Here is a 22,959-nt window from a genome sequence, read left to right as displayed (position 1 = left end):
GGGCCGAGCGGCCTGTACGGCGGGGTGCTCAACTCAAGACAGGCCGCTAGCTTAACGGGCCATTCTGGCGAGGCGAGCGCGGCGTGGCGGCGGATTGTTACAGTTTGATTCTGCATGCGTATCAGTCGGCCAGGCTTTGCACCCGAACCGGCACTACGCCGGCGCGGAGCATGCCGAGTTGCTCGGCGGCTTTGCGCGAGACATCGATGATGCGCCCACGGGCATAGGGGCCGCGGTCGTTGATGCGCACGACCACGCTTTTCTCGTTGCTCAGGTTGGTCACCCGCACGCGTGTGCCGAAGGGCAGGCTGCGGTGCGCGGCGGTCAGTTGGTTCAGGTCGAACCTCTCGCCGCTGGCGGTGCGCTTGCCCTGGTGCCTGGCGCCGTAATAGGACGCTTTGCCCTCGGCGCTGTAGTCGCCTGGACTTTCAGTGCCGGAGCCGAGCCCGAATGGCAGCCCGGCGCAACCGCTGAGCAGAGTGAACAGTGCACTGAGCGTCAGTAAACGCCACATATCTGGGAACCTCCGACAAAACAACGCCGGGTTAACCCGGCGTTGTTCGGTATTGAACCACTTACCCTTCGAGCTTTTGCTTGAGCAGTTCGTTCACTTGCTGCGGGTTGGCCTTGCCTTTCGAGGCTTTCATCGCCTGGCCGACGAAGAAGCCGAACATCTTGCCGCGCTTGGCCTCATCGGCGGCGCGGTACTGTTCGACCTGCTCGGCGTTGGCGGCGAGCATCTCGTCGAGCACCTTCGAAATCGCGCCACTGTCGGTCACTTGCTTCAGGCCGCGTTTTTCGATGACCTCATCCGCACTGCCTTCGCCGTTGGCCATGGCCTCGAAGACCATCTTGGCGATCTTGCCGGAGATGGTGCTATCGCTGATGCGCAGCAGCATGCCACCCAGTTGCTCGGCAGAGACCGGCGCTGCTTCGATCTCCAGGCCTTGCTTGTTCAGCAGGCTGCCCAGTTCGACCATCACCCAGTTGGCCGCCAGTTTGGCGTCGCCGGCGATGTTGACGACCTGCTCGAAGTAGTTCGCCTGTTCGCGGCTGGAGGCCAGCACGCTGGCGTCGTAGGCGGACAGGCCGAACTGGGCCTGGAAGCGCTCGCGTTTCTGCGGAGGCAGTTCCGGCAGGGTGGCGCGGGTGGTGTCCAGAAAGTCCTGGGTGATCACCACCGGCAGCAGGTCCGGGTCGGGGAAGTAACGGTAGTCGTTGGCTTCCTCCTTGCTGCGCATGGCGCGGGTTTCGTCCTTGTTCGGGTCATACAGACGGGTTTGCTGGATGACTTTGCCACCGTCTTCGATCAGCTCGATCTGGCGCTGCACTTCGCTGTTGATCGCCTTCTCGATAAAGCGGAACGAGTTGACGTTCTTGATCTCGCAGCGGGTGCCGAACTCGGCCTGGCCCTTGGGCCGGATCGACACGTTGCAGTCGCAACGCAGCGAGCCTTCGGCCATGTTGCCGTCGCAGATGCCGAGGTAGCGCACCAGCGCGTGGATGGCCTTGACGTAGGCCACGGCTTCCTTGGCGCTGCGCATGTCTGGCTCGGAAACGATTTCCAGCAGCGGGGTGCCGGCGCGGTTCAGGTCGATGCCACTCATGCCGTGGAAGTCTTCGTGCAGGCTTTTGCCGGCGTCTTCTTCCAAGTGGGCGCGGGTGATGCCGACGCGCTTGACCGTGCCATCTTCCAGGGTGATGTCCAGATGGCCCTTGCCGACGATCGGCAGTTCCATCTGGCTGATCTGGTAGCCCTTGGGCAGGTCCGGGTAGAAGTAGTTCTTGCGGGCGAAGACGTTGCTGGCACCGATTTCGGCATCGATCGCCAGGCCGAACTTCACCGCCATGCGCACCGCTTCTTCATTGAGCACCGGCAATACGCCGGGCATGCCGAGATCGACCAGGCTGGCCTGGGTGTTCGGCTCGGCACCGAAGGTGGTGGAGCTGGCGGAGAAAATCTTCGATTGGGTGGCGAGCTGGGTGTGGATTTCCAGCCCGATCACAGTTTCCCATTGCATAGTGGTGTTTCCTCAATCCTGCATTGCCTTGGCAAACCCTCTCCCAGCCCTGCGGGCCACCCTCTTCCTTTACAGGGAGGAGGGGGAAAGGTTGCATGGCCGCGCCATGACTAAAATCCGGCCGGCGATTGTTGATGCCAGTCGCTGACCTGCTGGTAGCGGTGGGCGACGTTGAGCAGGCGACCTTCCTGGAAGTAGGGTGCGAGCAACTGCACGCCAACCGGCAGACCGTCGACGAAACCGGCAGGCATGGAAATGCCCGGCAGGCCGGCGAGGTTGGCGGTGATGGTGTAGACGTCTTCCAGGTAAGCGGCGACCGGGTCGTTGTTCTTCTCGCCGAGTTTCCAGGCCGGGTTCGGCGTGGTCGGGCCGAGGATCACGTCCACGTCGTTGAAGGCGGCCATGAAGTCGTTCTTGATCAGGCGGCGGATCTTCTGCGCCTGCAGGTAATAGGCATCGTAGTAGCCGGCGGACAGCGCATAGGCACCGACCATGATCCGCCGCTGTACCTCAATGCCGAAACCTTCGGCGCGCGAGCGCTTGTAGAGGTCGGTGAGGTCGACGGGGTTCTCACAGCGATGGCCGAAGCGCACGCCGTCGAACCGCGACAGGTTGGAGGAGGCCTCGGCCGGGGCGATCACGTAATAAGCTGGAATCGCATGCTGCATGTTCGGCAGGGAGATGTCCTTGACCACCGCGCCGAGCTTTTCCAGCTCCTTGACGCAAGCCAGGGTCAGTTCGGCGATGCGCGGGTCGAGGCCGGCGCCGAAGTACTCCTTCGGCAGGCCGATGCGCAAGCCTTCCAGGCTGTGATTCAGGCTGGCGCTGTAATCCGGCACGGGTTCATCGACGCTGGTCGAGTCCTTCGGGTCGAAGCCGGCCATGCCCTGCAGCAGCAGCGCGCAGTCTTCGGCCGTGCGGGCCAGCGGGCCACCCTGGTCGAGACTGGAGGCGTAGGCGATCATGCCCCAGCGCGAGACGCGGCCGTAGGTCGGCTTGATCCCGGTGAGGTTGGTCAGCGCCGCCGGTTGGCGAATCGAGCCGCCGGTGTCGGTGCCGGTCGCCGCCGGCAGCAGGCGTGCCGCCACCGCCGCGGCCGAGCCGCCGGAGGAACCGCCGGGCACGCGGGCGAGGTTCCAGGGGTTCTTCACCGGGCCGTAATAGCTGGACTCGTTCGACGAGCCCATGGCGAATTCATCCATGTTGGTCTTGCCCAGCGTCACGGCGCCCGCCGCAGCGAGCTTGGCGACCACGGTGGCGTCGTATGGGGCGTTGAAGTTGTCGAGCATCTTCGAGCCGCAGCTGGTGCGAATGCCCTGGGTGCAGAACAGGTCCTTGTGGGCGATCGGCACACCGAGCAGGGCGCCGCTTTCGCCGCCAGCGCGGCGGGCATCGGCAGCCTTGGCCTGCTGCAGGGCCAGCTCTTCGGTGAGGCTGATAAAGCTGTTGAGTTGCGGATCGAGCTGCGCAATGCGCGCGAGCAGGTTGCGTGTCAGCTCTTCGGCGGAAAATTGCTTGTCGGCGAGGCCGCGGGCAACCTCGGCCAGAGTCAGTTGATGCATGTCCGTGTCCTTAATCACTCGATAACCTTCGGAACCAGATACAGTCCGTCTTGTACCGCCGGGGCGATGGCCTGGTAGGCGTCGCGGCGGTTTTCTTCGGTGACGATGTCGGCGCGCAGGCGCTGAGTGGCTTCCAGCGGGTGAGCCAGGGGCTCAATGCCGGTCGTATCCACGGCCTGCATCAGATCGATCAGGCCGAGGATGTTGTTGAGAGTCTCGGTGGTACGTGGAATATCGGCGTCATTCAGGCCCAGTCGAGCCAGATGGGCGATCTTTTCCACTTCGGAGCGTTCAAGCGCCATTGGGGAGTTCTCCAGTTAAGAGCAGCCAGTGGAGGCGGGCGTAAGGTCGGACGAAAAAGTTGTGCGGAACAGATACAGCGAGCGGGCGGTCAAAAGCCGCTATGATGGGCCTTAATGCCCGGAAAAAACGGCAATTTAACATATTGGCGCCTTGCCCAAAATCCCCGTCGTTGTTAGAGTTTGCCGCACTTTTTTACCCACGCGTTGCCTAGGGTCCTTATCCCATGTTCAAGAAACTGCGTGGCATGTTTTCCAGCGATCTTTCGATCGACCTGGGCACTGCCAATACCCTGATTTATGTCCGCGAACGCGGCATCGTGCTGAACGAGCCGTCCGTGGTCGCCATCCGTACCCACGGCAACCAGAAGAGTGTCGTAGCGGTCGGAACCGAAGCCAAGCGCATGCTCGGCCGCACTCCCGGCAACATCGCCGCCATTCGTCCGATGAAAGATGGCGTGATCGCCGACTTCAGCGTCTGCGAGAAGATGCTGCAGTACTTCATCAACAAGGTTCACGAAAACAGCTTCCTGCAGCCGAGCCCACGGGTTCTCATCTGCGTGCCGTGCAAATCCACCCAGGTGGAGCGTCGGGCCATCCGTGAGTCGGCACTCGGTGCCGGTGCCCGCGAAGTGTTCCTGATCGAAGAGCCGATGGCCGCCGCCATCGGTGCCGGCCTGCCGGTGGAAGAAGCGCGCGGTTCGATGGTCGTCGATATCGGTGGCGGTACCACGGAAATCGCCCTGATCTCGCTCAACGGTGTGGTTTACGCCGAATCCGTACGGGTTGGCGGCGATCGTTTCGACGAAGCCATCATCACCTATGTGCGCCGCAACTACGGCAGCCTGATCGGCGAATCCACCGCCGAGCGCATCAAGCAGGAAATCGGTACCGCCTACCCGGGTGGCGAAGTGCGTGAAGTCGACGTTCGCGGCCGTAACCTGGCCGAAGGCGTGCCGCGCAGCTTCACCTTGAACTCCAACGAAGTGCTGGAGGCTCTGCAGGAATCCCTGGCGACCATCGTCCAGGCGGTCAAGAGCGCCCTGGAACAGTCGCCGCCCGAACTGGCCTCGGATATCGCCGAGCGGGGCCTGGTGTTGACCGGTGGTGGTGCGCTGCTGCGTGACCTGGACAAGCTGCTGGCGCAGGAAACCGGTCTGCCGGTGATCGTCGCCGAAGATCCGCTGACCTGCGTCGCCCGTGGCGGCGGCAAGGCGCTGGAAATGATGGATCGTCACAGCATGGATCTGCTCTCCAGCGAATAAAGCGGGTGAGTCGCGCTTCGCCCGCAAGGCTTTTTGCAGTGTCCCGAGTCTCCCGCGGGGCCGCGCCCACCTCGGTGGGCTCGTTGCATTTCCTGCGCTCAGCAGGGCATAAAGCTACAGTCGCTGCAGACGTCGCGTTTACAATCGGTAAATCAGCACTCGATCCGGTCTCCAATGCCGCATGAATAAGCGCAGCCATTCTAAAAACAGCGTCGGAGCAGCCCGCCATTAAGCCGCTCTTTGCCAAAGGCCCTTCATTGGGGGTGCGCCTGCTGGTGCTGGTCGTGCTGTCGGCCGCGCTGATGGTGGTCGATGCGCGTTTCGAATCGCTCAAGCCCATGCGCAGCCATATGGGCCTGGTGCTGACCCCGTTCTATTGGCTGGCGGATATGCCGGTACGCATCTGGGACGGGGTGACGCAGCAGTTCACCAGTCGCAGCGAATTGCTCGGCGAGAACGAGAAATTCAAGGCCGAAGCACTGTTGATGCAACGCCGTCTGCAGAAGCTGGCGGCGTTGACCGAGCAGAACGTTCGCCTGCGCGAGTTGCTCAACTCCTCCGCGCTGGTCGACGAGAAGGTTCTGGTCGGCGAACTGATCGGCGTCGATCCGAACCCCTTCACCCATCGCATCCTGATCGATAAGGGCGGCAAGGATGGCGTGTTCCTTGGGCAGCCGGTACTGGATGCGCGCGGCCTGATGGGCCAGGTGGTGGAGGTTATGCCTTACACCTCGCGGGTGCTGCTGCTGACCGACACCACCCACAGCATTCCGGTGCAGGTCAACCGCAATGGCCTGCGCGCCATCGCCAGCGGTACCGGCAACCCGGAGCGCCTGGAATTGCGGCATGTGGCCGATACCGCGGATATCAAGGAGGGCGACCTGCTGGTCAGTTCCGGCCTTGGTCAGCGCTTCCCGGCCGGCTACCCCGTGGCGACGGTCAAGGAAGTGGTGCACGACTCCGGCCAGCCCTTCGCCATTGTGCGTGCGGTGCCCACCGCGGCGTTGAACCGTAGCCGCTACATGTTGCTGGTGTTCACCGATGCCCGCTCGCCGGAGCAGCGCGCCAAGGACTCGGCCGAAGCGCAAGAGAAAGTCGATCTTCAGTCTGAGCAAAACCCTGTCGCGGCACCGCCCGGTGCGGCGTCTAGCACGCCAGCGCCTGCCGTTCCGGCGGTGCAACCGGCAACGCCAGCCCCCACTGCAACTGGAGAGCGGCAATGATCGGTCTGCGTCCGCGTAACGGCTGGGTGATCTGGCTGAGCCTGGCGGTTGCCTTGTTGCTCAGTGTGGCGCCGATGCCGAGCTTCATGGAAATCGGCCGGCCGCTCTGGCCTGCGCTGTTTCTGACTTACTGGACCCTGGCCCTGCCGCATCGCGTCGGGATGACCACGGCCTGGCTGCTGGGTCTGGCGGAGGATGTGCTGTACGGCACGCTGCTCGGGCAGAACGCCTTGATTCTGACCTTGATCACCTTCCTGGTGCTGACGCTGCACCAGCGTTTGCGCATGTTCCCGGTTTGGCAACAAAGCCTGGTGCTGTGGGTGGTGTTCGGCTTGGCCCAGCTGGTGCAGCTGTGGCTCAATGCGCTTACCGGCAATCGCCCGCCAACCCTGGCATTTGTCCTGCCGGCCCTGGTCAGTGCCTTGCTCTGGCCATGGATATGTGTTGCCTTGCGCGGCTTGCATCAGCGCTTAAACGTCAATTAAGCGGGCTGGGCCCAGTGGGCCGCAGACCTGCACTGCTCGACAGGGAGAGGTCTGCATGGCCACGCTTTATTTGGCCTCGGGGTCGCCGCGCCGGCGTGAATTGCTGACGCAGATTGGCGTGCCCTTCTTCGCGCTCAGCGCCCCTATCGATGAAAACCCATTGCCGGATGAAGCCCCGCGGGCTTATGTGGAGCGCTTGGCTTGCGCCAAGGCCGCAACTGGGCTGGCCACGCTTGAGGCCCTGGCCGGTGCGGTGGTGCTGGGCGCCGATACTGCAGTGGTGCTCGACGGGCGTATTCTCGGTAAGCCGCAGGACCAGGCCGATGCCGTGGCGATGCTGATGGCCCTGGCGGGGCGCGAGCATGAAGTGCTGACGGCCGTAGCCGTGGCATCGGCACAGCGTACCGAGGTGTGCGTGGTGGCCAGCCGAGTGGCATTTCGGCCGCTGTCGCGCAGCGAAGCCGAGGCTTATTGGGCCAGCGGTGAACCGCAGGACAAGGCCGGTGGTTATGCTATCCAGGGGTTGGCGGCGGTGTTCGTCAGCGCCCTGCACGGCAGTTACTCGGCGGTGGTTGGCCTGCCGCTGTGCGAAACCGCGGAGTTGCTCGCCATTTTCGGCATACCTTGTTGGCAGCACCTGAACGAGACGCAAGCATGAGCGAAGAGATTCTGATCAACATCACGCCGATGGAGTCGCGCGTGGCGGTGGTGGAAAACGGGGTGCTGCAAGAGGTGCATGTCGAGCGCACCCAGCGCCGGGGCATCGTCGGCAATATCTATAAAGGCAAGGTGGTGCGCGTGCTGCCAGGCATGCAGGCGGCGTTCGTCGATATCGGCCTGGAGCGGGCGGCGTTTATCCATGCGTCGGAGATATCCTCCCGCGAAGGCAATGCGGTAGAGAGCATCAGCGCCCTGGTCCACGAAGGCCAGAGCCTGGTGGTGCAGGTGACCAAGGACCCGATTGGCAGCAAGGGCGCGCGCCTGACCACGCAACTGTCGATTCCTTCGCGGTACCTGGTCTATATGCCGCGCACCAGCCATGTCGGCATCTCGCTGCGGATTGAAGACGAGGTCGAGCGTGAGCGCCTGAAGCAGGTGGTGGCCGATTGCATCGCGGCGGAAGGGATTGTCGAGAGCGGCGGCTTTATCCTGCGTACGGCCGCCGATGGTGCGGGCGCGGACGAGATCGTCGCGGATATCCGCTACCTGCGCCGTCTGTGGGAGCAGATCGGCACCCAGATGAAAACGGCGCCCACCCCCTCGGTGATCTACGAGGACCTCAGCCTGGCCCTGCGTACCTTGCGTGACCTGGTCAGCCTGCGTACCGAAAAGCTGCGTATCGACTCGCGCGAGACCTTCCAGAAAATCACCCAGTTCGTTGACGAACTGATGCCGGAAATCGCCGACCGCCTGGAGCACTACCCCGGCGAACGGCCGATTTTTGACCTCTATGGCGTCGAGGACGAGATCCAGAAAGCCCTGGAGCGCAAGGTGCCGCTCAAGTCCGGCGGCTACCTGGTGATCGATCCGGCGGAGGCGATGAGTACCATCGACGTCAACACCGGGGCCTTCGTCGGCCATCGCACGCTGGAAGAAACCATCTTCAAGACCAACCTCGAGGCCGCCACTGCGATTGCCCGGCAATTGCGCCTGCGCAACCTGGGCGGGATCATCATCATCGACTTCATCGACATGGAAGATGAAGAGCACCAGCGCCAGGTGCTGCGTACCCTGGAAAAACAGCTGGAGCGTGACCACGCCAAAACCAACATCATCGGCATCACCGAGTTGGGGCTGGTGCAGATGACCCGCAAGCGCACCCGCGAGAGCCTCGAGCAGGTGCTCTGCGAGCCCTGCGTCAGCTGTCAGGGGCGCGGCAAGCTGAAGACCGCCGAGACCATCTGCTACGAGATTTTCCGCGAAATCCTGCGGGAAGCCCGTGCCTACCAGGCTGAAGGCTATCGGGTGCTGGCCAACCAGAAAGTCGTCGACCGGCTGCTGGACGAGGAGTCGGGCAATGTGGCTGACCTTGAGAGCTTTATTGGCCGCACCATTAAATTCCAGGTCGAGAGCATGTATTCGCAGGAACAATACGATGTGGTATTGCTTTGAACCTGCGCGGCAGCTGCAAGGCCGCTATCTGTGCCTGGAACGGAACTGACGTGGAGCTGAGCTGACATGGAACGCCTCGCCCGCCTGTTCGCCAGCCTGCTGCGTTGGGGTCTGCAGCTCTGCGCGCTGGGGCTGGTGTTGGCGGCGTTGTATGTCAGCCTCGGCCGCGAGCTGGTGCCTTGGGTCGCCGAGTACCGTGGCGAGGTCGAGAGCAAGGTGCAAGCGACCCTCGGTTTGCCGGTGACCCTCGGCAGTCTGGAAGGCCGTTGGCAGGGGCTTGCCCCGCTGCTGCTGGCCCATGACGTGCAGGTTGGCGAGGGCCGCAGTGCGGTGCGTCTGGATCAGGTGCGGGTGGTGCCGGATGTGCTGGCCAGCCTGCTGGCGCGCCAGGTGCGAGTCGCCCGCCTGGAACTGGAGGGTTTGCAGCTCAGCGTGGTGCAGAGTGCCGACGGCCAGTGGACGCTGGAAGGCTTGCCGGCGCGAGCCGAGACCGCACCGCCGGACCCGGCGCAATGGCTCGCGAACCTGCAAATGGTCGCGCAGCTGTCCGTGCTGGACAGCCAACTGACTCTCGAGCCCCACGGCGAATCGCCGCTGACCTTCACCTACGTCAACCTGAGCCTGCGCAATGGCATCAGTCGCAAGCGTCTGGATGGCCGTTTGACGCTGCCCGATGGACAGCCGCTGGCCTTGAGCCTGCGCAGTCGCGTGCGTGCGCAAACATGGCGAGAGGCCGAGGCCGAGCTGTACCTCAGCCTGCCCCAGAGCGATTGGGCGCGCTGGCTGCCGGCGAGCCTGACGCGTGGCTGGCACCTCGAACGGCTGCAAGCGGGTGGCGAATTCTGGCTGGCTTGGGCCAAGGGTGGCGTGCAGCGGGCGGTGGCGCGTGTGCATGCGCCCGAACTCAGCGGGGCTTACGCCGAGCGCAAAGCGGTGAAGTTGCAGAACCTGGCCCTGACGGCCTACTTCGACCGTACGGCGAAAGGTTTTCAGCTGCTGCTCGATTCGCTCGCCATGAGTGTCGGCGAAACCCGTTGGGGTGAAGTCCGTTTGGGCCTCCGTCATCAGGCCGCCGGCACGGACGCCGAGGAGCAGTGGCAGCTCACGGCGGATCGCCTCGACCTGGGGCCGCTGGCGCCGGCCATCAAGGCGCTGGCACCGTTGCCGGAAACCTTCGCCGCGGTGCTGGACGGCCTGCAATTGCAAGGCGCCTTGCACAATGTGCAACTGGCCTACCGACCGCAGGCCGGCAATGACCAGCGCCTGCAGTTCGCCAGCAACCTGGAAAACATCAGCTTCGATGCCTATGGCGGTGCGCCGGCGGTGGAAAACGTCAGCGGCAGCATCAGTGGCGACCTGGGGCAGGGCGAACTGCGGCTGGCGAGCGAGAACTTCGCCTTGCACCTGGATCAGCTGTTTCCCATGCCCTGGCGCTATCAGAAGGCCAATGCGCGTTTGACCTGGCGCCTCGACGGGCAGGCGTTCACCCTGATCAGCCCTTATCTGCAAGTGGTGGGCGAGGAAGGCAAGCTCGCCGGTGACTTCCTGATTCGTCTGATGCGCGACGCGGCGGCGGAAGATTACATGGACCTGCGCGTGGGCTTGCGCGAGGGCGATGCGGTCTACACCGAGAAATACTTGCCGACGTTGTCCTCCGGGCTGAGCCCGGAGCTGGCCAGTTGGCTGAAGGCGGCGATCCGTGCCGGTCGCGTCGACGAGGGTTTTTTCCAGTACCAGGGTTCGCTGAACAAGGGCGCCGAGGATGCGGCGCGCAGCCTCAGCCTGTTCTTCAAGGTGCACGACGCCGAATTGGCTTTCCAGCCCGGCTGGCCGGCCTTGCGCGAAGCGCGTGGCGAGGTGTTCATCGAGGACAGCGGGGTGCGTGTGCAGGTGCCGCAAGGGCGTTTGCTCGACAGCCGGGTGAGTGCAGTCGATGTCGATATCGCTCATGTCGACAAGGGGCAGACGCCGCGCCTGCTCCTGACGGGCGACGTGCAGAGCAGCGTGGCCGATGCATTGAACATTCTGCAGCACACGCCGTTGGGTACCGCTGAAACGTTCGCCGGCTGGCAGGGCGAGGGCGCGCTCAGCGGCAAGCTCAACCTGGATATTGGGTTGGGCCACGGCTCGCCGCCCAAGGTGGTGGTCGACTTCGCGGCCGATGGCGCACGTCTCAAGTTGGCTAACCCCAGCCTTGAGTTGACTCAAGTAAAAGGCGCATTCCGCTTCGATACGGCCAGCGGCCTGAGCGCCCCGGATATCCGCGCGCAGGTTTTCGGGCGGGCGGTGCGTGGCAAGGCGGTTGCCAGTGCTTCGCGTGGTCGGCCGCAGACACGTATCGAGGCGGGCGGCCAGGTCGCGCTACAAAGCCTGACGGCTTGGTTGGGTGTGACTCAGCCGCTGCCGTTGTCCGGTGAGTTGCCTTACCAGCTGTGGCTGACCCTGGATGGCGCCGACAGCCAGTTGCGTGTCGACTCCAACCTCAAAGGGCTGGCGATCGACCTGCCGGAGCCCTTTGGCAAGGCGGCGGTCGATGAGCGCCCGAGTGAGTGGCGCATGACCCTGCAGGGCGCCGAGCGGCGCTACTGGCTGAACTATGCCGAACTGGCCAGCCTGACAGCGGCCGCGCCGGTGGGGCGGCTGGCGGATGGTCGTGGCGAGCTGAGCCTGGGGCCGCAGCCGGCTAAGCTACCCGCAGGCCAAGGGTTGCGGGTGACGGGCCGCTTGAGCACGTTGGACTGGGATGCCTGGCAGGCGGTGGTTAAACGCTATGCCGCCAACCCGGGCGACAGCGCCAAGCAGGTGTTTGGCGGTGCCAACCTGCAGATCGATAGCTTTCACGGTTTCGGTACCAGCCTGGATAACCTCAATGTGCAATTGGCCCGTTCCAATGCCGGTTGGGCACTGGATCTCGACAGCCTGATGCTCAAGGGGCGGGTCGGCTTCCCGAATGCCAGCGGCGCCGCCATTACGGTCAATCTCGAGCGCCTGCGCTTTCCCGCCGCCGCACCGAAGGCACCCACCGAAGAGGAAGGCCCGGATCCATTCGCCTCGGTCGATCCTCGGCAGATTCCGGCGTTGGATCTGCAGATCGCCCAGGTCTATCAAGGCGACGTGCTGCTCGGCGCTTGGTCGCTGAAAGCGCGGCCGAGCGCCAATGGGGTGACGTTCAGCGATTTGAACATGGGCCTGAAAGGCTTGCAGCTTGGCGGTACGGTTGGCTGGGAGGGCGCGCCCGGCGCCAGCAGCAGCTGGTACAAAGGCCGGCTGGAGGGCAAGAACTTGTCCGATGTGCTGCTCGCCTGGAATTTCGCGCCGACGGCCACCAGTGAAAGCTTCCATCTGGATGTGGATGGGCGTTGGCCAGGCTCGCCGGCCTGGGTCAGCCTCAAGCGCTTGTCCGGTGAACTCGATGCCAGCCTGCGCAAGGGGCAGTTCGTCGAGGCGCAGGGCTCCGCCGCGGCGCTCAGGGTGTTCGGTCTGCTCAACTTCAACTCGATCGGTCGACGCCTGCGGCTGGACTTCTCCGACCTGCTCGATAAGGGCCTGAGTTACGACCGGGTCAAGGGCCTGCTGGTGGCCACCAACGGTATCTATGTGACGCGCAAACCCATTACCCTGACCGGGCCGTCGAGCAACCTCGAGCTGAACGGCACCCTGGACATGGTCAGCGATCAGGTCGATGCCAAGTTGCTAGTGACGCTGCCATTGAGCAACAACCTGCCGTTGGCAGCCTTGATCGTCGGTGCGCCGGCCATCGGTGGTGCGCTGTTCGTGGTCGACAAACTGCTGGGCAAGCAGGTCGCGCGGTTCGCCAGCGTGCAGTACAGCGTGAAGGGCCCGTGGAAGAATCCGAAAATCAGCTTCGAAAAACCTTTTGAAAAACCTCGCTAACCCGTCACATGGCCGCATGGAGTAGCATGCGCCTAGGCCTTTTTGGGAGCGTGGTATGTCCCTCGCAGTGATTCAAATGGTCAGCCAGGACGATGTGCTGGCCAACCTTGCCGATGCCCGTCGCCTGCTCGAACAGGCTGCCGCCAGTGGTGCGCGGCTGGCGGTATTGCCGGAAAACTTCGCGGCCATGGGCCGCCACGACCTGGCCGCCCTGGGGCGAGCCGAGGCGTTGGGTGAAGGGCCGATCCTGCCCTGGTTGAAACGGACCGCCCGCGACCTCAGGTTATGGATAGTGGCCGGTACTTTGCCGCTGCCGCCCGACGGTCAGCCCGAGGCAAAGGCGCACGCCTGTTCGTTGCTGGTCGATGAGCAGGGCGAGCGGGTGGCGCGTTACGACAAGCTGCATCTGTTCGATGTGGATGTTGCCGATAGCCGCGGCCGCTACCGCGAGTCCGACGATTATGCCCATGGCTCGCGCGTGGTGGTGGCGGATACCCCGGTGGGGCGCCTGGGGCTGACGGTCTGCTACGACCTGCGCTTCCCTGAGTTGTATGGCGCGCTGCGGCAGGCCGGCGCGGAGTTGATCAGCGCGCCGTCGGCGTTTACCGCGGTGACTGGCGCTGCGCATTGGGACGTTCTGGTGCGCGCGCGAGCCATCGAGACACAGTGTTACCTGTTGGCCGCCGGACAAGGCGGCCTGCACCCGAAAGGGCGCGAGACTTTTGGCCATTCGGCAATCATCGACCCCTGGGGTCGGGTATTGGCTGAACAGGCCCAAGGCGAGGCGCTGCTCCTGGCCAGTCGCGATGCGGCCGAGCAGGCGGCAATCCGCCAACGTATGCCGGTGCATGGCCACCGTCGATTTTCCGTGTCGTCCGTCGAGCGGCCGACCTAAGGGCTCTGAGAGCCTATGGAGTACTTATGAGCGAGTTGTTGTTATCCGTCAGTGAGCACCTGTTGGGCCCTGGCGGCCTGAGTATCGAAAGCCTGCCGGCGGTGCTTGGCGAATTGGCCGGCCCGGGGATCGATGCGGCGGACCTGTATTTTCACGGTCAGGTTTCGGAGACCTGGGTGCTGGAAGACGGCATCGTCAAGGAAGGCAGTTTCAATCTCGACCAGGGCGTCGGCGTGCGCGCGCAGTCCGGCGAAAAAACCGGTTTCGCCTACAGCAACGCGATTACCGCCGAAGCACTGAGCCAGGCCGCACGTGCTGCACGCTCGATCGCCCGCGCCGGGCAGCATGGCCGCGTGCAGGCCTTTGTCAGCCCCGAGGTTGCGCGTCTATATGCGCCGCAAAACCCATTGGAAGTGATGAGCCGGGCAGAGAAGGTCGAACTGCTCAAGCGCGTGGACGTTGCCACGCGGGCGTTGGATGCTCGTATCAAACAGGTCACCGTCAGCTTGGCGGGCGTGTGGGAGCGTATCCTGATCGCGGCGGCCGATGGCAGCCTGGGTGCCGATGTGCGGCCCTTGGTGCGTTTCAATGTCAGTGTGATCGTCGAGCAGAATGGTCGTCGCGAGCGCGGCGGGCATGGCGGCGGCGGTCGTTCCGACTACCTTTATTTCCTCACTGAAGACCGCGCCATGGGGTATGCCCGCGAGGCGCTGCGCCAGGCGTTGGTCAATCTGGAAGCCATCCCCGCGCCAGCTGGCACCTTTCCGGTGGTGATGGGTGCCGGCTGGTCCGGCGTGCTGCTGCACGAGGCGGTCGGCCATGGGTTGGAAGGCGACTTCAACCGCAAGGGCAGTTCGGCTTACAGCGGGCGTATGGGTCAGCAAGTGGCTTCCAGCCTTTGCACCATCGTCGACGATGGCACCCTGGCGGGGCGTCGCGGCTCGCTGAGCCTGGACGACGAAGGCACGCCGACCCAGTGCACCACGTTGATCGAGAACGGTGTGCTCAAGGGTTATATGCAGGACAAATTGAACGCCCGGCTGATGGGCGTGGCTGCGACCGGCAACGGCCGGCGTGAGTCGTACGCGCACCTGCCGATGCCGCGGATGACCAACACCTACATGTTGGCCGGCGAGAGCGACCCGCAGGAAATCATCGCCTCGGTGAAGAAGGGCATCTACTGCGCCAACCTTGGCGGCGGTCAGGTCGATATCACCAGCGGCAAGTTCGTGTTCTCCACCAGCGAGGCCTACTTGATCGAGGATGGCAAGATCACCGCGCCGGTCAAAGGGGCCACTTTGATCGGTAACGGGCCGGAAGCCATGGGCCGGGTGTCGATGGTCGGCAACGACCTGGCGCTGGACAGCGGAGTCGGCACTTGCGGCAAGGACGGTCAGTCGGTGCCGGTAGGTGTCGGTCAGCCGACGCTGAAGATCGATGCGATCACAGTCGGCGGGACCGGCGCGTAGGGTGGCTTGGGCCTTTGGCCATACGGCCCGTTGGCACCCATGGGGGTTACGCCGCTGTGCGGCTAACCCACCCTACATTGGGCGGAAGTTCGTAGGGTGGGTTAGGCCGCAGGCCGTAACCCACCGTGACGGGGTGGTGGTCACCGCAAGCCGCGCTTGGTCTCGTCCAGTTCGCGGATGTATTTGAAGATTTTACGGGTGGCGGCAGGTGGTTTGCTTTGCGCCGCCTCGTGCTGGGCCTGACGGATCAGTTGGCGCAGGTGCTGGCGATCCGCCAGCGGGTAGTCGGCGACAAAGGCGTCGAGCACCTCGTCACCGCTGCTGATCAGGCGGTCGCGCCAGCGTTCCAGGCCGTGGAAGCGTTCGTTGTACTGACGGGTAGAGGCATCGAGCTGATCCAGCAGGACCAGGATTTCGTCAATGTTCTGATCGCGCATCAGTTTGCCGATGAACTGAATGTGCCGTTTGCGGGCGATGTTCGCCGTATGCTTCGGCGCTTCAGCCAGGGCGCGACGCAAGGCGTCGGTCAGCGGCAAGCGGGCGATCAGGTCAGGCTTGAGGGTGGTCAGGCGTTCACCGAGGTCGACCAGAGCATGCAGCTCGCGTTTGACCTGGGTTTTGCTCTTCTCTTCGGAGAAGTCGTCGGAATAGTCAGACATGGGGCAGATCCAGTTGGAAACGCCGCCATGATAACGAGTCGAGGGCCGCTTGTCCGGCCCGGTCAGGAGACTGACCGCAGAACTGGAGTTGTAGGTTATGAGTAATTCAGACGTAGTCGGACCAAAGGCCCTGCCGGAATTGCAGGAACAGGTCGCCCGGATTATTGCCGAAGCCAGGCTGCAGGGCGCCAGTGCCTGTGAGGTCGCGGTGTCGGTGGAGCAGGGGTTGTCGACCTCGGTGCGCCAGGGCGAAGTGGAAACGGTGGAGTTCAACCGTGATCAGGGCTTCGGCATCACCCTGTATGTCGGCCAGCGCAAGGGGTCGGCGAGCACCTCGGCAAGCGGTGAGGCGGCAATCCGCGAAACCGTGGCCGCCGCCCTGGCCATCGCCAAGCACGCCTCCGAGGACGACTGCGCCGGGCTGGCCGACCCCGAACTGATGGCCCGCGACCTGCCGGACCTGGACCTTTATCACGCCTGGGATATCAGCCCGGAACAGGCCATCGAGCGGGCGCTGAGCTGTGAAGCGGCGGCGTTTGCCGCCGACAAGCGGATCAAGAACGCCGATGGCACCACCCTCAATACCCACCAGGGCTGCCGCGTGTATGGCAACAGCCATGGCTTCGTCGGTGGCTACGCCAGCACCCGGCAGAGTTTGAGCTGCGTGATGATCGCCGAGGCGGATGGCCTGATGCAGCGCGACTACTGGTATGACGTCAGCCGCCGTGGCGAAGACCTGGCCGATGCCGCCAGTATCGGCCGGCGTGCCGCCGAGCGTGCGGTCAGCCGCCTGGGTGCGCGCCCGGTGCCAACCTGCGAGGTGCCGGTGCTGTTTGCCGCGGAGTTGGCCACCGGCTTGTTCAGCCACTTTCTCTCGGCGATCTCCGGCGGCAACCTGTATCGCAAGTCCTCGTTCCTCGAAGGCGCCCTGGGCCAGCCGTTGTTCCCCGAGTGGTTGAGCCTCGACGAGCGTCCGCATATTCCGCGGGCATTGGGCAGCGCGACCTTCGATGGCGATGGCCTGGCGACCTATGCCAAGTCGTTCGTCGAGCAGGGCGAACTGCACTCCTACATCCTCGGGACGTATTCGGGGCGCAAGCTGGGCTTGCCCAGCACGGCCAACTCCGGTGGCGTGCATAACCTGTTCGTCACCCATGGCGAGGATGACCAGGCTGCGCTGATCCGGCGCATGGGTCGCGGGCTATTGGTCACCGAGCTGATGGGGCAGGGCTTGAATCTGGTTACCGGCGACTACTCGCGCGGGGCTGGTGGTTTCTGGGTCGAGAACGGCGAGATTCAGTTCCCGGTGCAGGAGGTCACGATTGCCGGCAATTTGCGCGATATGTTCAAGCAGATTCTGGCGGTGGGTAGCGACCTGGAACTGCGCAGCAATGTGCGCACGGGTTCGGTATTGATCGAACGGATGATGGTCGCGGGTAGTTGAGACGTCGCGAGGCCGGCCTCGCACTCGCGGCAAAGAAAAGCCCGCCGATTGGCGGGCTTTTTCATGGGCGCTGTTTCCAGTGGTCGGCTGGTTGCCGTTATTCGCCTTCATCAAATCGGTTGTTGATCAGTTCGATCAGTGCATTCAAGGCGTCGTGGTCCTGTTCGCCTTCGGTGTGCAGGTGGATCGCGGTGCCTTTACCGGCGGCGAGCATCATGACCGCCATGATGCTTTTGCCGTCCACGCAGCTCTCCGGCGCACGGCCGACGCGCACCTGGCAGGGAAAGCGCCCAGCCACGCCGACAAACTTGGCGGCTGCGCGCGCATGTAGGCCAAGCTTGTTGATGATGGTGATTTCACAGGCAGGCATCGCTGCTTAAGTCCTTCTAATGGAGGTCGCGGTGGCGAACCTGGATATTCTTCAAGGTGGTTTTCAAGGCCAGGCCCAGCCGCTCGGCCAGGTACACCGAGCGGTGATGCCCGCCGGTGCAACCAATGGCGATGGTGACATAGGCGCGGTTGCTGGCGGCGAAGCGTGGCAGCCACTTTATCAGGTAGGTGTGGATGTCCTGGAACATCTCTTCGACATCCGGCTGAGCGGCCAGGTATTCCGCCACGACGGGCTCCAGGCCGGAATGCCCGCGCAGCTCGGGTTTCCAATAGGGGTTCGGCAGGCAGCGCACATCGAACACCAGGTCGGCATCCACCGGCATCCCACGCTTGAAACCGAAGGATTCGACCAGGAACGCGGTGCCCGGTTCCGGCTTGTTCAGCAGGCGCAACTTGAGCGAGTCGCGCAACTGATAGAGGTTGAGGTGCGTGGTGTCGATCTTCAGGTCGGCCAGGTCGATGATCGGACCGAGCAGTACGCTTTCGTCCTGAATGGCTTCGGCCAGCGAGCGTTCGTCGGTGGTCAGCGGGTGACGGCGGCGAGTCTCGGAGAAACGCTTGAGCAGGGTTTCTTCATCCGCGTCGAGGTACAGCACATCGCATTGGATGTGCCGGGCGCGCACTTCATCGAGCAGTTCGGGAAAGCGCTTGAGCTGACTCGGCAGGTTGCGCGCATCGATCGATACGGCCACCAGTGGCTGCAACAGCTCGGTGTGCAGCAGGGCGCGTTCGGCGAGTTCCGGCAGCAGTACGGCCGGCAGGTTGTCGATGCAGTAGAAGCCGTTGTCCTCGAGGACATCGAGGGCGGTGCTCTTGCCGGAGCCGGAGCGGCCGCTGACGATGATCAAGCGCATGGTGAGCCTCTGCTGCCTAGCGGCCGTTCTGTACGTCCACTACCACCTGATACAGGCGCTCACTGCTCGGGGCATGGCGCAGCTGTTCGCGGACTTCACTGCGGTCGAGCATGCTGGCGATCTGCCGCAGCAGTTCCAAGTGCTCATCGGTAGCGGCCTCTGGCACCAGCAGGACAAACAGCAGGTCTACCGGGGCGCCGTCGATAGCGTCGAAGTCCACCGGCGCGTCGAGGCGTAGCAAGGCGCTGATCGGCGATGTGCAGCCCGGCAGGCGGCAATGGGGTATGGCGATACCGTTACCGAAGCCGGTCGAGCCCAGCTTTTCGCGGGCGACCAGGCTCTCGAAAACGTCTTGTCCATCCAGGTCGGGCAATTCGCGGGCGACCAGGTTGGCGATCTGTTCGAGTACACGTTTTTTGCTGCCTCCCGGCACGCTCACCAGGGAACGGCCGGGGGTCAGTATGTTTTCAAGTCGAATCATGGGTGAGGGTGGTGTCAGCGGGCTGTGGCGCCTTGCAGGCGACCTAGCTGCTTTTCCTTGTGCTTGATGAGTTGGCGGTCGAGCTTGTCGGTGAGTAGATCGATAGCCGCGTACATGTCGTCATGTTCGGCGTTGGCGACGACTTCGCCGCCAGCGATATGCAGGGTCGCTTCGATTTTCTGTTTGAGCTTCTCGACCTCCATGGTTACCTGCACATTGGTGATCTTGTCGAAGTGGCGCTCCAGTCGTCCGAGTTTTTCGTCGATGTAGTCGCGTAGGGCGTCGGTCACATCCAGTTGATGTCCACTGATGTTGACTTGCATACCGCTTTCTCCTTATTGCCGTGTGTAAGAGACAGGCTAACGGGCCTGCCACCGGAACACTTTGGCCTTGGATCAGTGTAGCCGTTACATCAGCCGCTTCCGTTCACTGGAAGGCGCTATCCCGAGGGATTCGCGGTATTTGGCGACTGTGCGACGGGCCACCTGAATGCCCTGTGCTTCCAGTAAACCAGCGATCTTGCTGTCACTCAACGGCTTTTTCGCATTTTCCGCTGCAACCAGTTTTTTGATGATCGCACGGATCGCGGTAGACGAGCATTCGCCGCCTTCGGCGGTGCTGACGTGGCTGGAGAAGAAGTATTTCAGCTCGTAAATGCCGCGCGGTGTGTGCATGAATTTCTGCGTGGTGACCCGCGAGATGGTCGACTCGTGCATGCCCACCGCTTCGGCAATGTCATGCAGGACCAGGGGCTTCATCGCCTCGTCGCCGTAGTCGAGGAAGCCGCGCTGGTGCTCGACGATCTGCGTGGCGACCTTCATCAGGGTTTCGTTGCGGCTCTGCAGGCTCTTGATAAACCAGCGCGCTTCCTGCAGCTGGTTGCGCATGAAGGTGTTGTCGGCGCTGGAGTCGGCGCGCTTCACAAAACCGGCGTATTGCGCATTGACCCGCAGGCGTGGCATGGCTTCCTGGTTCAGTTCCACCAGCCAGCGTTCGTTGTGCTTGCGCACGATGACGTCCGGCACCACGTATTCCGGCTCGCTCGACTCGATCTGCGAGCCGGGACGCGGGTTGAGGCTCTGGATCAGCTCGATGACCTGGCGCAGCTCGTCTTCCTTGAGCTTCATGCGGCGCATCAGCTGGCTGTAGTCGCGGCTGCCGAGCAGGTCCAGGTAATCACCGGCCAGGCGCTGGGCTTCATTCAGCCAGAGGGTCTTGGCGGGCAGTTGGCGCAGTTGCAGCAGCAGGCATTCGCGCAGGTCGCGGGCGGCGATGCCGGCGGGTTCGAACTGCTGGATGCGGTGCAGCACCGCTTCCACTTCGTCCAGTTCGATATCCAATTCGGGGTCGAAGGCTTCGAGGACCTCTTGCAGGGTCTCTTCCAGATAGCCTTGGTTGTTGATGCAGTCGATCAGGGTAACGGCGATCAGGCGGTCCTTGTCGGACATCGGCGCCAGGTTGAGCTGCCAGAGCATATGGCTCTGCAGGCTCTCGCCAGCCGATGTGCGGGTGGTGAAGTCCCACTCGTCGTCATCGTTGCTCGGCAGGCTACTGGCGCTGGTCTGGTAGACATCTTCCCAGGCCGTGTCGACGGGCAGTTCGCTGGGGATGCGCTCGTTCCACTCGCCTTCTTCCAGGCTGTCGACCGTGGGGGCAGACTCCTGGTAGCTGGTTTCCTGGTAGGACTCTTCCGTATTGGGCGCCGCGGGGGCGCTTTCGGCGCCATCGGCCAGCGGGTCGGTGTTGTCGAAGTCGTCGCCTTCTTCCTGGCGCTCGAGCATCGGATTCGACTCCAGGGCCTCCTGGATCTCTTGTTGCAGATCCAGGGTGGACAGTTGGAGAAGACGAATGGCTTGTTGCAGCTGCGGTGTCATCGTCAGCTGCTGGCCCATTTTAAGGACTAGCGATGGTTTCATGGAGGGGGCTTAGGACCTTATTCGCCGGCGCTGATGCTATGCGCTATCCACTACAGGGCGCCGAAGCGCCACCAGGAAGCAAATTATATGCCTGACCTTGAGGGTTTTGCCTAGCCCCCGCACGTTTTCCGTAGTGGGTGGCTGTGCGAACTACAGGCGGAACTCGTGGCCGAGGTAGACTTCTTTCACCAGCTGGTTGGCCAGGATGGTTTCGGAGTCGCCTTCGGCGATCAGCTGCCCATCGTTGACGATGTAGGCTGTTTCGCAGATATCCAGGGTCTCGCGCACGTTGTGATCGGTGATCAGTACACCGATGCCCTTGGCTTTGAGGTGGTGGATGATTTGCTTGATGTCGCCGACCGAGATCGGGTCGACGCCGGCAAACGGCTCGTCGAGCAGGATGAACTTGGGTGCGGTGGCCAGGGCGCGGGCAATCTCCACGCGGCGGCGCTCGCCACCCGAGAGGCTCATGCCGAGGTTGTCGCGGATGTGGCTGATATGGAATTCCTGCAGCAGGGTTTCCAGGGCCTGGCGGCGGCCGGCGCGATCGAGGTCCTGACGGGTCTCGAGGATCGCCATGATGTTGTCGGCGACCGAAAGCTTGCGGAAGATCGAGGCTTCTTGCGGCAGATAACCGATGCCAGCACGGGCGCGACCGTGCATCGGCAGGTGCGTGACGTCCTGCTGGTCGATCAGCACACGGCCCTGGTCGGCGTTGACCAGGCCGACAATCATGTAGAAGCAGGTGGTCTTGCCGGCGCCGTTGGGGCCCAGCAGGCCGACGATCTGCCCGCTTTCGATCGACAGGCTGACGTCGCGCACGACTTGGCGGCCCTTGTAACTCTTGGCCAGGTGTTGGGCTTTGAGGATGGCCATTACTGCGCCTGCTGCTCAGCGGGTTTGTTCTTCGGCTGGATCACCATGTCGATACGCGGGCGTGGCGAGGTCACGTTGGCGCCAGTGGCGCGACCGGCGTTGACGATCTGGCGCTGGGTGTCATAGACGATTTTCTCGCCTTCGAAGGTGTTGCCTTCCTGTACGACCTTGGCCTGATCGATCAGCACGATGCGCTCGTTGGCGGCGAAATACTGGATGGTCAGGCCGTAGGCCTTGACGATCTGCTTGTCGGCAGAGGGTTTCTGCTCGTAGTAGGCCGGTTTGCCCACTGCGGTGAAGACTTCGATATCGCCGCTGGCGTTCTGCGTGATGGTCACGGTGTTGCCGGTGATCTTCAAGGTGCCCTGGGTGATGACGACGTCGCCGCGATAGACCGCTACGCCTTGCTTGTCATCGAGTTCTGCGCTGTCCGCCTGCACGCGAATCGGTTGCTCGCGGTCGGTCGGCAGTGCCAAGGCGCTAGCGCTTGCCAGTGCGGCGCTCAAACCGAGCAGTAGGGGGAGGGTCCGGAGAGACAATGTGTTAACGAACCTCATGCTGGCCTCTTACATTGGACAGCAGGAGCATCCTGCCGTCATTCAAGTACGCTTTCATTCCTTGCGCCGTGGTCACCCCGTTGGCCGCCTCGATTCTAACGGCTTGCTGGGTCTGCGCATATTCTTTGTCGGGGATCACGGTCAATCGGCTGGTGGTGAGTATGGTCGGCCGGCCTTTGGCGTCCGTTCGTTCGACGCGCACGGAGTCGATCAGTTCGACTTCCGTGCCCCCCGGTGAGACTTCGCCACGGGCGCTACGCACATGCCAGGGCTGTGGGCTGCCGCGATAAAGTAGCAGGTCTGGCCGGGTCATCAGGCTGATGTCGCTGGCTTTGAGGTGTTCGATCTTGTCGGAGGTCATCTCGTAATGCAGCGTGCCATCCGGCTGGAATTGCACAGTGCGGGCGTTCATCACATAGAAGTCGATGGCGTTTTCCGCGCTGGCCTGGGGTGCCTGATCCAGCAGGCTGTCCGGGTTGAGATTCCAGTAGCCGAGCGCCGCCAGCAGCAGGGCTGCGAGGGTGAAAAAGGTGGAGAGAAGCAGTTTGCGCAGCATG

Annotated in this window: 22 protein-coding genes; 9 read left to right on the top strand and 13 right to left on the bottom strand. The window is 63.2% G+C overall.

Translation table 11 applies throughout. The features are described from left to right. Positions 1–121: 121 nt before the first annotated feature. The 4 genes from AC3IYG_RS18260 to gatC all read right to left on the bottom strand — a co-directional run bounded on the left by AC3IYG_RS18260 (position 122) and on the right by gatC (position 3,885). Complete coding sequence (locus AC3IYG_RS18260) at positions 122–514, bottom strand: septal ring lytic transglycosylase RlpA family protein (protein WP_489310811.1); 393 nt, start codon at positions 512–514, stop codon at positions 122–124. Between the two features lie 61 nt (positions 515–575). After that, positions 576–2,021: an Asp-tRNA(Asn)/Glu-tRNA(Gln) amidotransferase subunit GatB gene (gatB, locus tag AC3IYG_RS18255; RefSeq protein ID WP_489310809.1), complete on the bottom strand. Its 1,446-nt coding sequence runs from the start codon at positions 2,019–2,021 to the stop codon at positions 576–578. A 110-nt stretch (positions 2,022–2,131) separates the two neighbouring features. Further along, a complete protein-coding gene (gatA, locus tag AC3IYG_RS18250) occupies positions 2,132–3,583 on the bottom strand; it encodes an Asp-tRNA(Asn)/Glu-tRNA(Gln) amidotransferase subunit GatA (protein WP_489310807.1) in 1,452 nt (483 codons plus the stop codon). 14 nt (positions 3,584–3,597) lie between these two features. Then, positions 3,598–3,885, bottom strand: a complete 288-nt coding sequence (gene gatC, locus AC3IYG_RS18245) for an Asp-tRNA(Asn)/Glu-tRNA(Gln) amidotransferase subunit GatC (RefSeq protein ID WP_489310805.1) — start codon at positions 3,883–3,885, stop codon at positions 3,598–3,600. 224 nt (positions 3,886–4,109) lie between these two features. Between gatC and mreB the strand changes: the two genes are divergently transcribed. The 8 genes from mreB to tldD all read left to right on the top strand — a co-directional run bounded on the left by mreB (position 4,110) and on the right by tldD (position 15,225). Beyond that, entirely contained in the window at positions 4,110–5,147 is a 1,038-nt protein-coding gene (gene mreB / locus AC3IYG_RS18240; protein ID WP_489310803.1) for a rod shape-determining protein MreB, read from the top strand. Positions 5,148–5,422: 275 nt separating this feature from the next. Beyond that, on the top strand, positions 5,423–6,370 hold the full coding sequence (gene mreC / locus AC3IYG_RS18235; RefSeq protein WP_489313954.1) for a rod shape-determining protein MreC: 948 nt from the start codon (positions 5,423–5,425) through the stop codon (positions 6,368–6,370). Continuing rightward, a complete protein-coding gene (gene mreD, locus AC3IYG_RS18230) occupies positions 6,367–6,855 on the top strand; it encodes a rod shape-determining protein MreD (protein WP_489310801.1) in 489 nt (162 codons plus the stop codon). Before mreC ends, mreD begins: the two co-directional genes overlap by 4 nt. 55 nt (positions 6,856–6,910) lie before the next feature. After that, positions 6,911–7,513 carry a Maf family protein gene (locus AC3IYG_RS18225; RefSeq protein ID WP_489310800.1) on the top strand — a complete coding sequence of 201 codons (603 nt, stop codon included), beginning with the start codon at positions 6,911–6,913 and terminating at the stop codon, positions 7,511–7,513. After that, positions 7,510–8,967 (top strand): ribonuclease G, encoded by a 1,458-nt coding sequence (rng, locus tag AC3IYG_RS18220; RefSeq protein WP_489310798.1) that lies wholly within the window; start codon positions 7,510–7,512, stop codon positions 8,965–8,967. The genes AC3IYG_RS18225 and rng overlap by 4 nt, the downstream gene beginning before the upstream one ends. 66 nt (positions 8,968–9,033) lie before the next feature. Continuing rightward, entirely contained in the window at positions 9,034–12,861 is a 3,828-nt protein-coding gene (locus AC3IYG_RS18215) for a YhdP family protein (protein ID WP_489310797.1), read from the top strand. 55 nt (positions 12,862–12,916) lie between these two features. Next, the gene (locus tag AC3IYG_RS18210) at positions 12,917–13,756 is read left to right on the top strand and encodes a carbon-nitrogen hydrolase family protein (RefSeq protein WP_489310795.1); all 840 of its coding nucleotides are present in this window, start codon (positions 12,917–12,919) and stop codon (positions 13,754–13,756) included. Between the two features lie 26 nt (positions 13,757–13,782). Next, positions 13,783–15,225 carry a metalloprotease TldD gene (tldD, locus tag AC3IYG_RS18205; RefSeq protein ID WP_489310794.1) on the top strand — a complete coding sequence of 481 codons (1,443 nt, stop codon included), beginning with the start codon at positions 13,783–13,785 and terminating at the stop codon, positions 15,223–15,225. Between the two features lie 140 nt (positions 15,226–15,365). Here tldD and yjgA read toward each other — a convergent pair whose 3' ends face one another. After that, positions 15,366–15,884 (bottom strand): ribosome biogenesis factor YjgA, encoded by a 519-nt coding sequence (gene yjgA / locus AC3IYG_RS18200; RefSeq protein WP_489310792.1) that lies wholly within the window; start codon positions 15,882–15,884, stop codon positions 15,366–15,368. A 97-nt stretch (positions 15,885–15,981) separates the two neighbouring features. On the opposite strand from yjgA, the gene pmbA reads away from it, so the two are divergent. Beyond that, positions 15,982–17,328 (top strand): metalloprotease PmbA, encoded by a 1,347-nt coding sequence (gene pmbA / locus AC3IYG_RS18195; protein WP_489310790.1) that lies wholly within the window; start codon positions 15,982–15,984, stop codon positions 17,326–17,328. 97 nt (positions 17,329–17,425) lie between these two features. Here the strand turns inward: pmbA and AC3IYG_RS18190 are convergent, their stop codons facing one another. The 8 genes from AC3IYG_RS18190 to lptC form a co-directional block, all read right to left on the bottom strand. After that, a complete protein-coding gene (locus AC3IYG_RS18190) occupies positions 17,426–17,698 on the bottom strand; it encodes an HPr family phosphocarrier protein (RefSeq protein ID WP_489310789.1) in 273 nt (90 codons plus the stop codon). Positions 17,699–17,714: 16 nt separating this feature from the next. Then, positions 17,715–18,572, bottom strand: a complete 858-nt coding sequence (gene rapZ / locus AC3IYG_RS18185) for an RNase adapter RapZ (protein WP_489310787.1) — start codon at positions 18,570–18,572, stop codon at positions 17,715–17,717. A 16-nt stretch (positions 18,573–18,588) separates the two neighbouring features. Beyond that, positions 18,589–19,053, bottom strand: a complete 465-nt coding sequence (gene ptsN / locus AC3IYG_RS18180; RefSeq protein ID WP_489310785.1) for a PTS IIA-like nitrogen regulatory protein PtsN — start codon at positions 19,051–19,053, stop codon at positions 18,589–18,591. Between the two features lie 14 nt (positions 19,054–19,067). Continuing rightward, a complete protein-coding gene (gene hpf / locus AC3IYG_RS18175) occupies positions 19,068–19,376 on the bottom strand; it encodes a ribosome hibernation-promoting factor, HPF/YfiA family (RefSeq protein WP_489310783.1) in 309 nt (102 codons plus the stop codon). A gap of 84 nt (positions 19,377–19,460) precedes the next feature. Then, positions 19,461–20,969, bottom strand: a complete 1,509-nt coding sequence (locus AC3IYG_RS18170; protein ID WP_489310781.1) for an RNA polymerase factor sigma-54 — start codon at positions 20,967–20,969, stop codon at positions 19,461–19,463. A 150-nt stretch (positions 20,970–21,119) separates the two neighbouring features. After that, positions 21,120–21,845: an LPS export ABC transporter ATP-binding protein gene (gene lptB / locus AC3IYG_RS18165; RefSeq protein ID WP_489310779.1), complete on the bottom strand. Its 726-nt coding sequence runs from the start codon at positions 21,843–21,845 to the stop codon at positions 21,120–21,122. After that, positions 21,845–22,402 carry a lipopolysaccharide transport periplasmic protein LptA gene (gene lptA / locus AC3IYG_RS18160; RefSeq protein ID WP_489310777.1) on the bottom strand — a complete coding sequence of 186 codons (558 nt, stop codon included), beginning with the start codon at positions 22,400–22,402 and terminating at the stop codon, positions 21,845–21,847. The genes lptB and lptA overlap by 1 nt, the downstream gene beginning before the upstream one ends. Further along, positions 22,389–22,958: an LPS export ABC transporter periplasmic protein LptC gene (lptC, locus tag AC3IYG_RS18155; protein ID WP_489310776.1), complete on the bottom strand. Its 570-nt coding sequence runs from the start codon at positions 22,956–22,958 to the stop codon at positions 22,389–22,391. Before lptC ends, lptA begins: the two co-directional genes overlap by 14 nt. Position 22,959: the final 1 nt, after the last annotated feature.

The sequence above is a fragment of the Pseudomonas sp. KH_027 genome (genome assembly GCF_057838565.1).
Note: the sequence above shows the minus strand (reverse complement) of the source record. Positions and strands in the feature narration are given on the sequence as shown.

Excerpts from the sequence above, each read along its gene's own strand:
- AC3IYG_RS18260 (WP_489310811.1), bottom strand. The coding sequence starts at position 514 with ATGTGGCGTTTACTGACGCTCAGTGCACTGTTCACTCTGCTCAGCGGT.
- gatB (WP_489310809.1), bottom strand. The coding sequence starts at position 2,021 with ATGCAATGGGAAACTGTGATCGGGCTGGAAATCCACACCCAGCTCGCC.
- gatA (WP_489310807.1), bottom strand. The coding sequence starts at position 3,583 with ATGCATCAACTGACTCTGGCCGAGGTTGCCCGCGGCCTCGCCGACAAG.
- gatC (WP_489310805.1), bottom strand. The coding sequence starts at position 3,885 with ATGGCGCTTGAACGCTCCGAAGTGGAAAAGATCGCCCATCTGGCTCGA.
- mreB (WP_489310803.1), top strand. The coding sequence starts at position 4,110 with ATGTTCAAGAAACTGCGTGGCATGTTTTCCAGCGATCTTTCGATCGAC.
- mreD (WP_489310801.1), top strand. The coding sequence starts at position 6,367 with ATGATCGGTCTGCGTCCGCGTAACGGCTGGGTGATCTGGCTGAGCCTG.
- AC3IYG_RS18225 (WP_489310800.1), top strand. The coding sequence starts at position 6,911 with ATGGCCACGCTTTATTTGGCCTCGGGGTCGCCGCGCCGGCGTGAATTG.
- rng (WP_489310798.1), top strand. The coding sequence starts at position 7,510 with ATGAGCGAAGAGATTCTGATCAACATCACGCCGATGGAGTCGCGCGTG.
- AC3IYG_RS18215 (WP_489310797.1), top strand. The coding sequence starts at position 9,034 with ATGGAACGCCTCGCCCGCCTGTTCGCCAGCCTGCTGCGTTGGGGTCTG.
- AC3IYG_RS18210 (WP_489310795.1), top strand. The coding sequence starts at position 12,917 with ATGTCCCTCGCAGTGATTCAAATGGTCAGCCAGGACGATGTGCTGGCC.
- tldD (WP_489310794.1), top strand. The coding sequence starts at position 13,783 with ATGAGCGAGTTGTTGTTATCCGTCAGTGAGCACCTGTTGGGCCCTGGC.
- yjgA (WP_489310792.1), bottom strand. The coding sequence starts at position 15,884 with ATGTCTGACTATTCCGACGACTTCTCCGAAGAGAAGAGCAAAACCCAG.
- pmbA (WP_489310790.1), top strand. The coding sequence starts at position 15,982 with ATGAGTAATTCAGACGTAGTCGGACCAAAGGCCCTGCCGGAATTGCAG.
- AC3IYG_RS18190 (WP_489310789.1), bottom strand. The coding sequence starts at position 17,698 with ATGCCTGCCTGTGAAATCACCATCATCAACAAGCTTGGCCTACATGCG.
- rapZ (WP_489310787.1), bottom strand. The coding sequence starts at position 18,572 with ATGCGCTTGATCATCGTCAGCGGCCGCTCCGGCTCCGGCAAGAGCACC.
- ptsN (WP_489310785.1), bottom strand. The coding sequence starts at position 19,053 with ATGATTCGACTTGAAAACATACTGACCCCCGGCCGTTCCCTGGTGAGC.
- hpf (WP_489310783.1), bottom strand. The coding sequence starts at position 19,376 with ATGCAAGTCAACATCAGTGGACATCAACTGGATGTGACCGACGCCCTA.
- AC3IYG_RS18170 (WP_489310781.1), bottom strand. The coding sequence starts at position 20,969 with ATGAAACCATCGCTAGTCCTTAAAATGGGCCAGCAGCTGACGATGACA.
- lptB (WP_489310779.1), bottom strand. The coding sequence starts at position 21,845 with ATGGCCATCCTCAAAGCCCAACACCTGGCCAAGAGTTACAAGGGCCGC.
- lptA (WP_489310777.1), bottom strand. The coding sequence starts at position 22,402 with ATGAGGTTCGTTAACACATTGTCTCTCCGGACCCTCCCCCTACTGCTC.
- lptC (WP_489310776.1), bottom strand. The coding sequence starts at position 22,958 with ATGCTGCGCAAACTGCTTCTCTCCACCTTTTTCACCCTCGCAGCCCTG.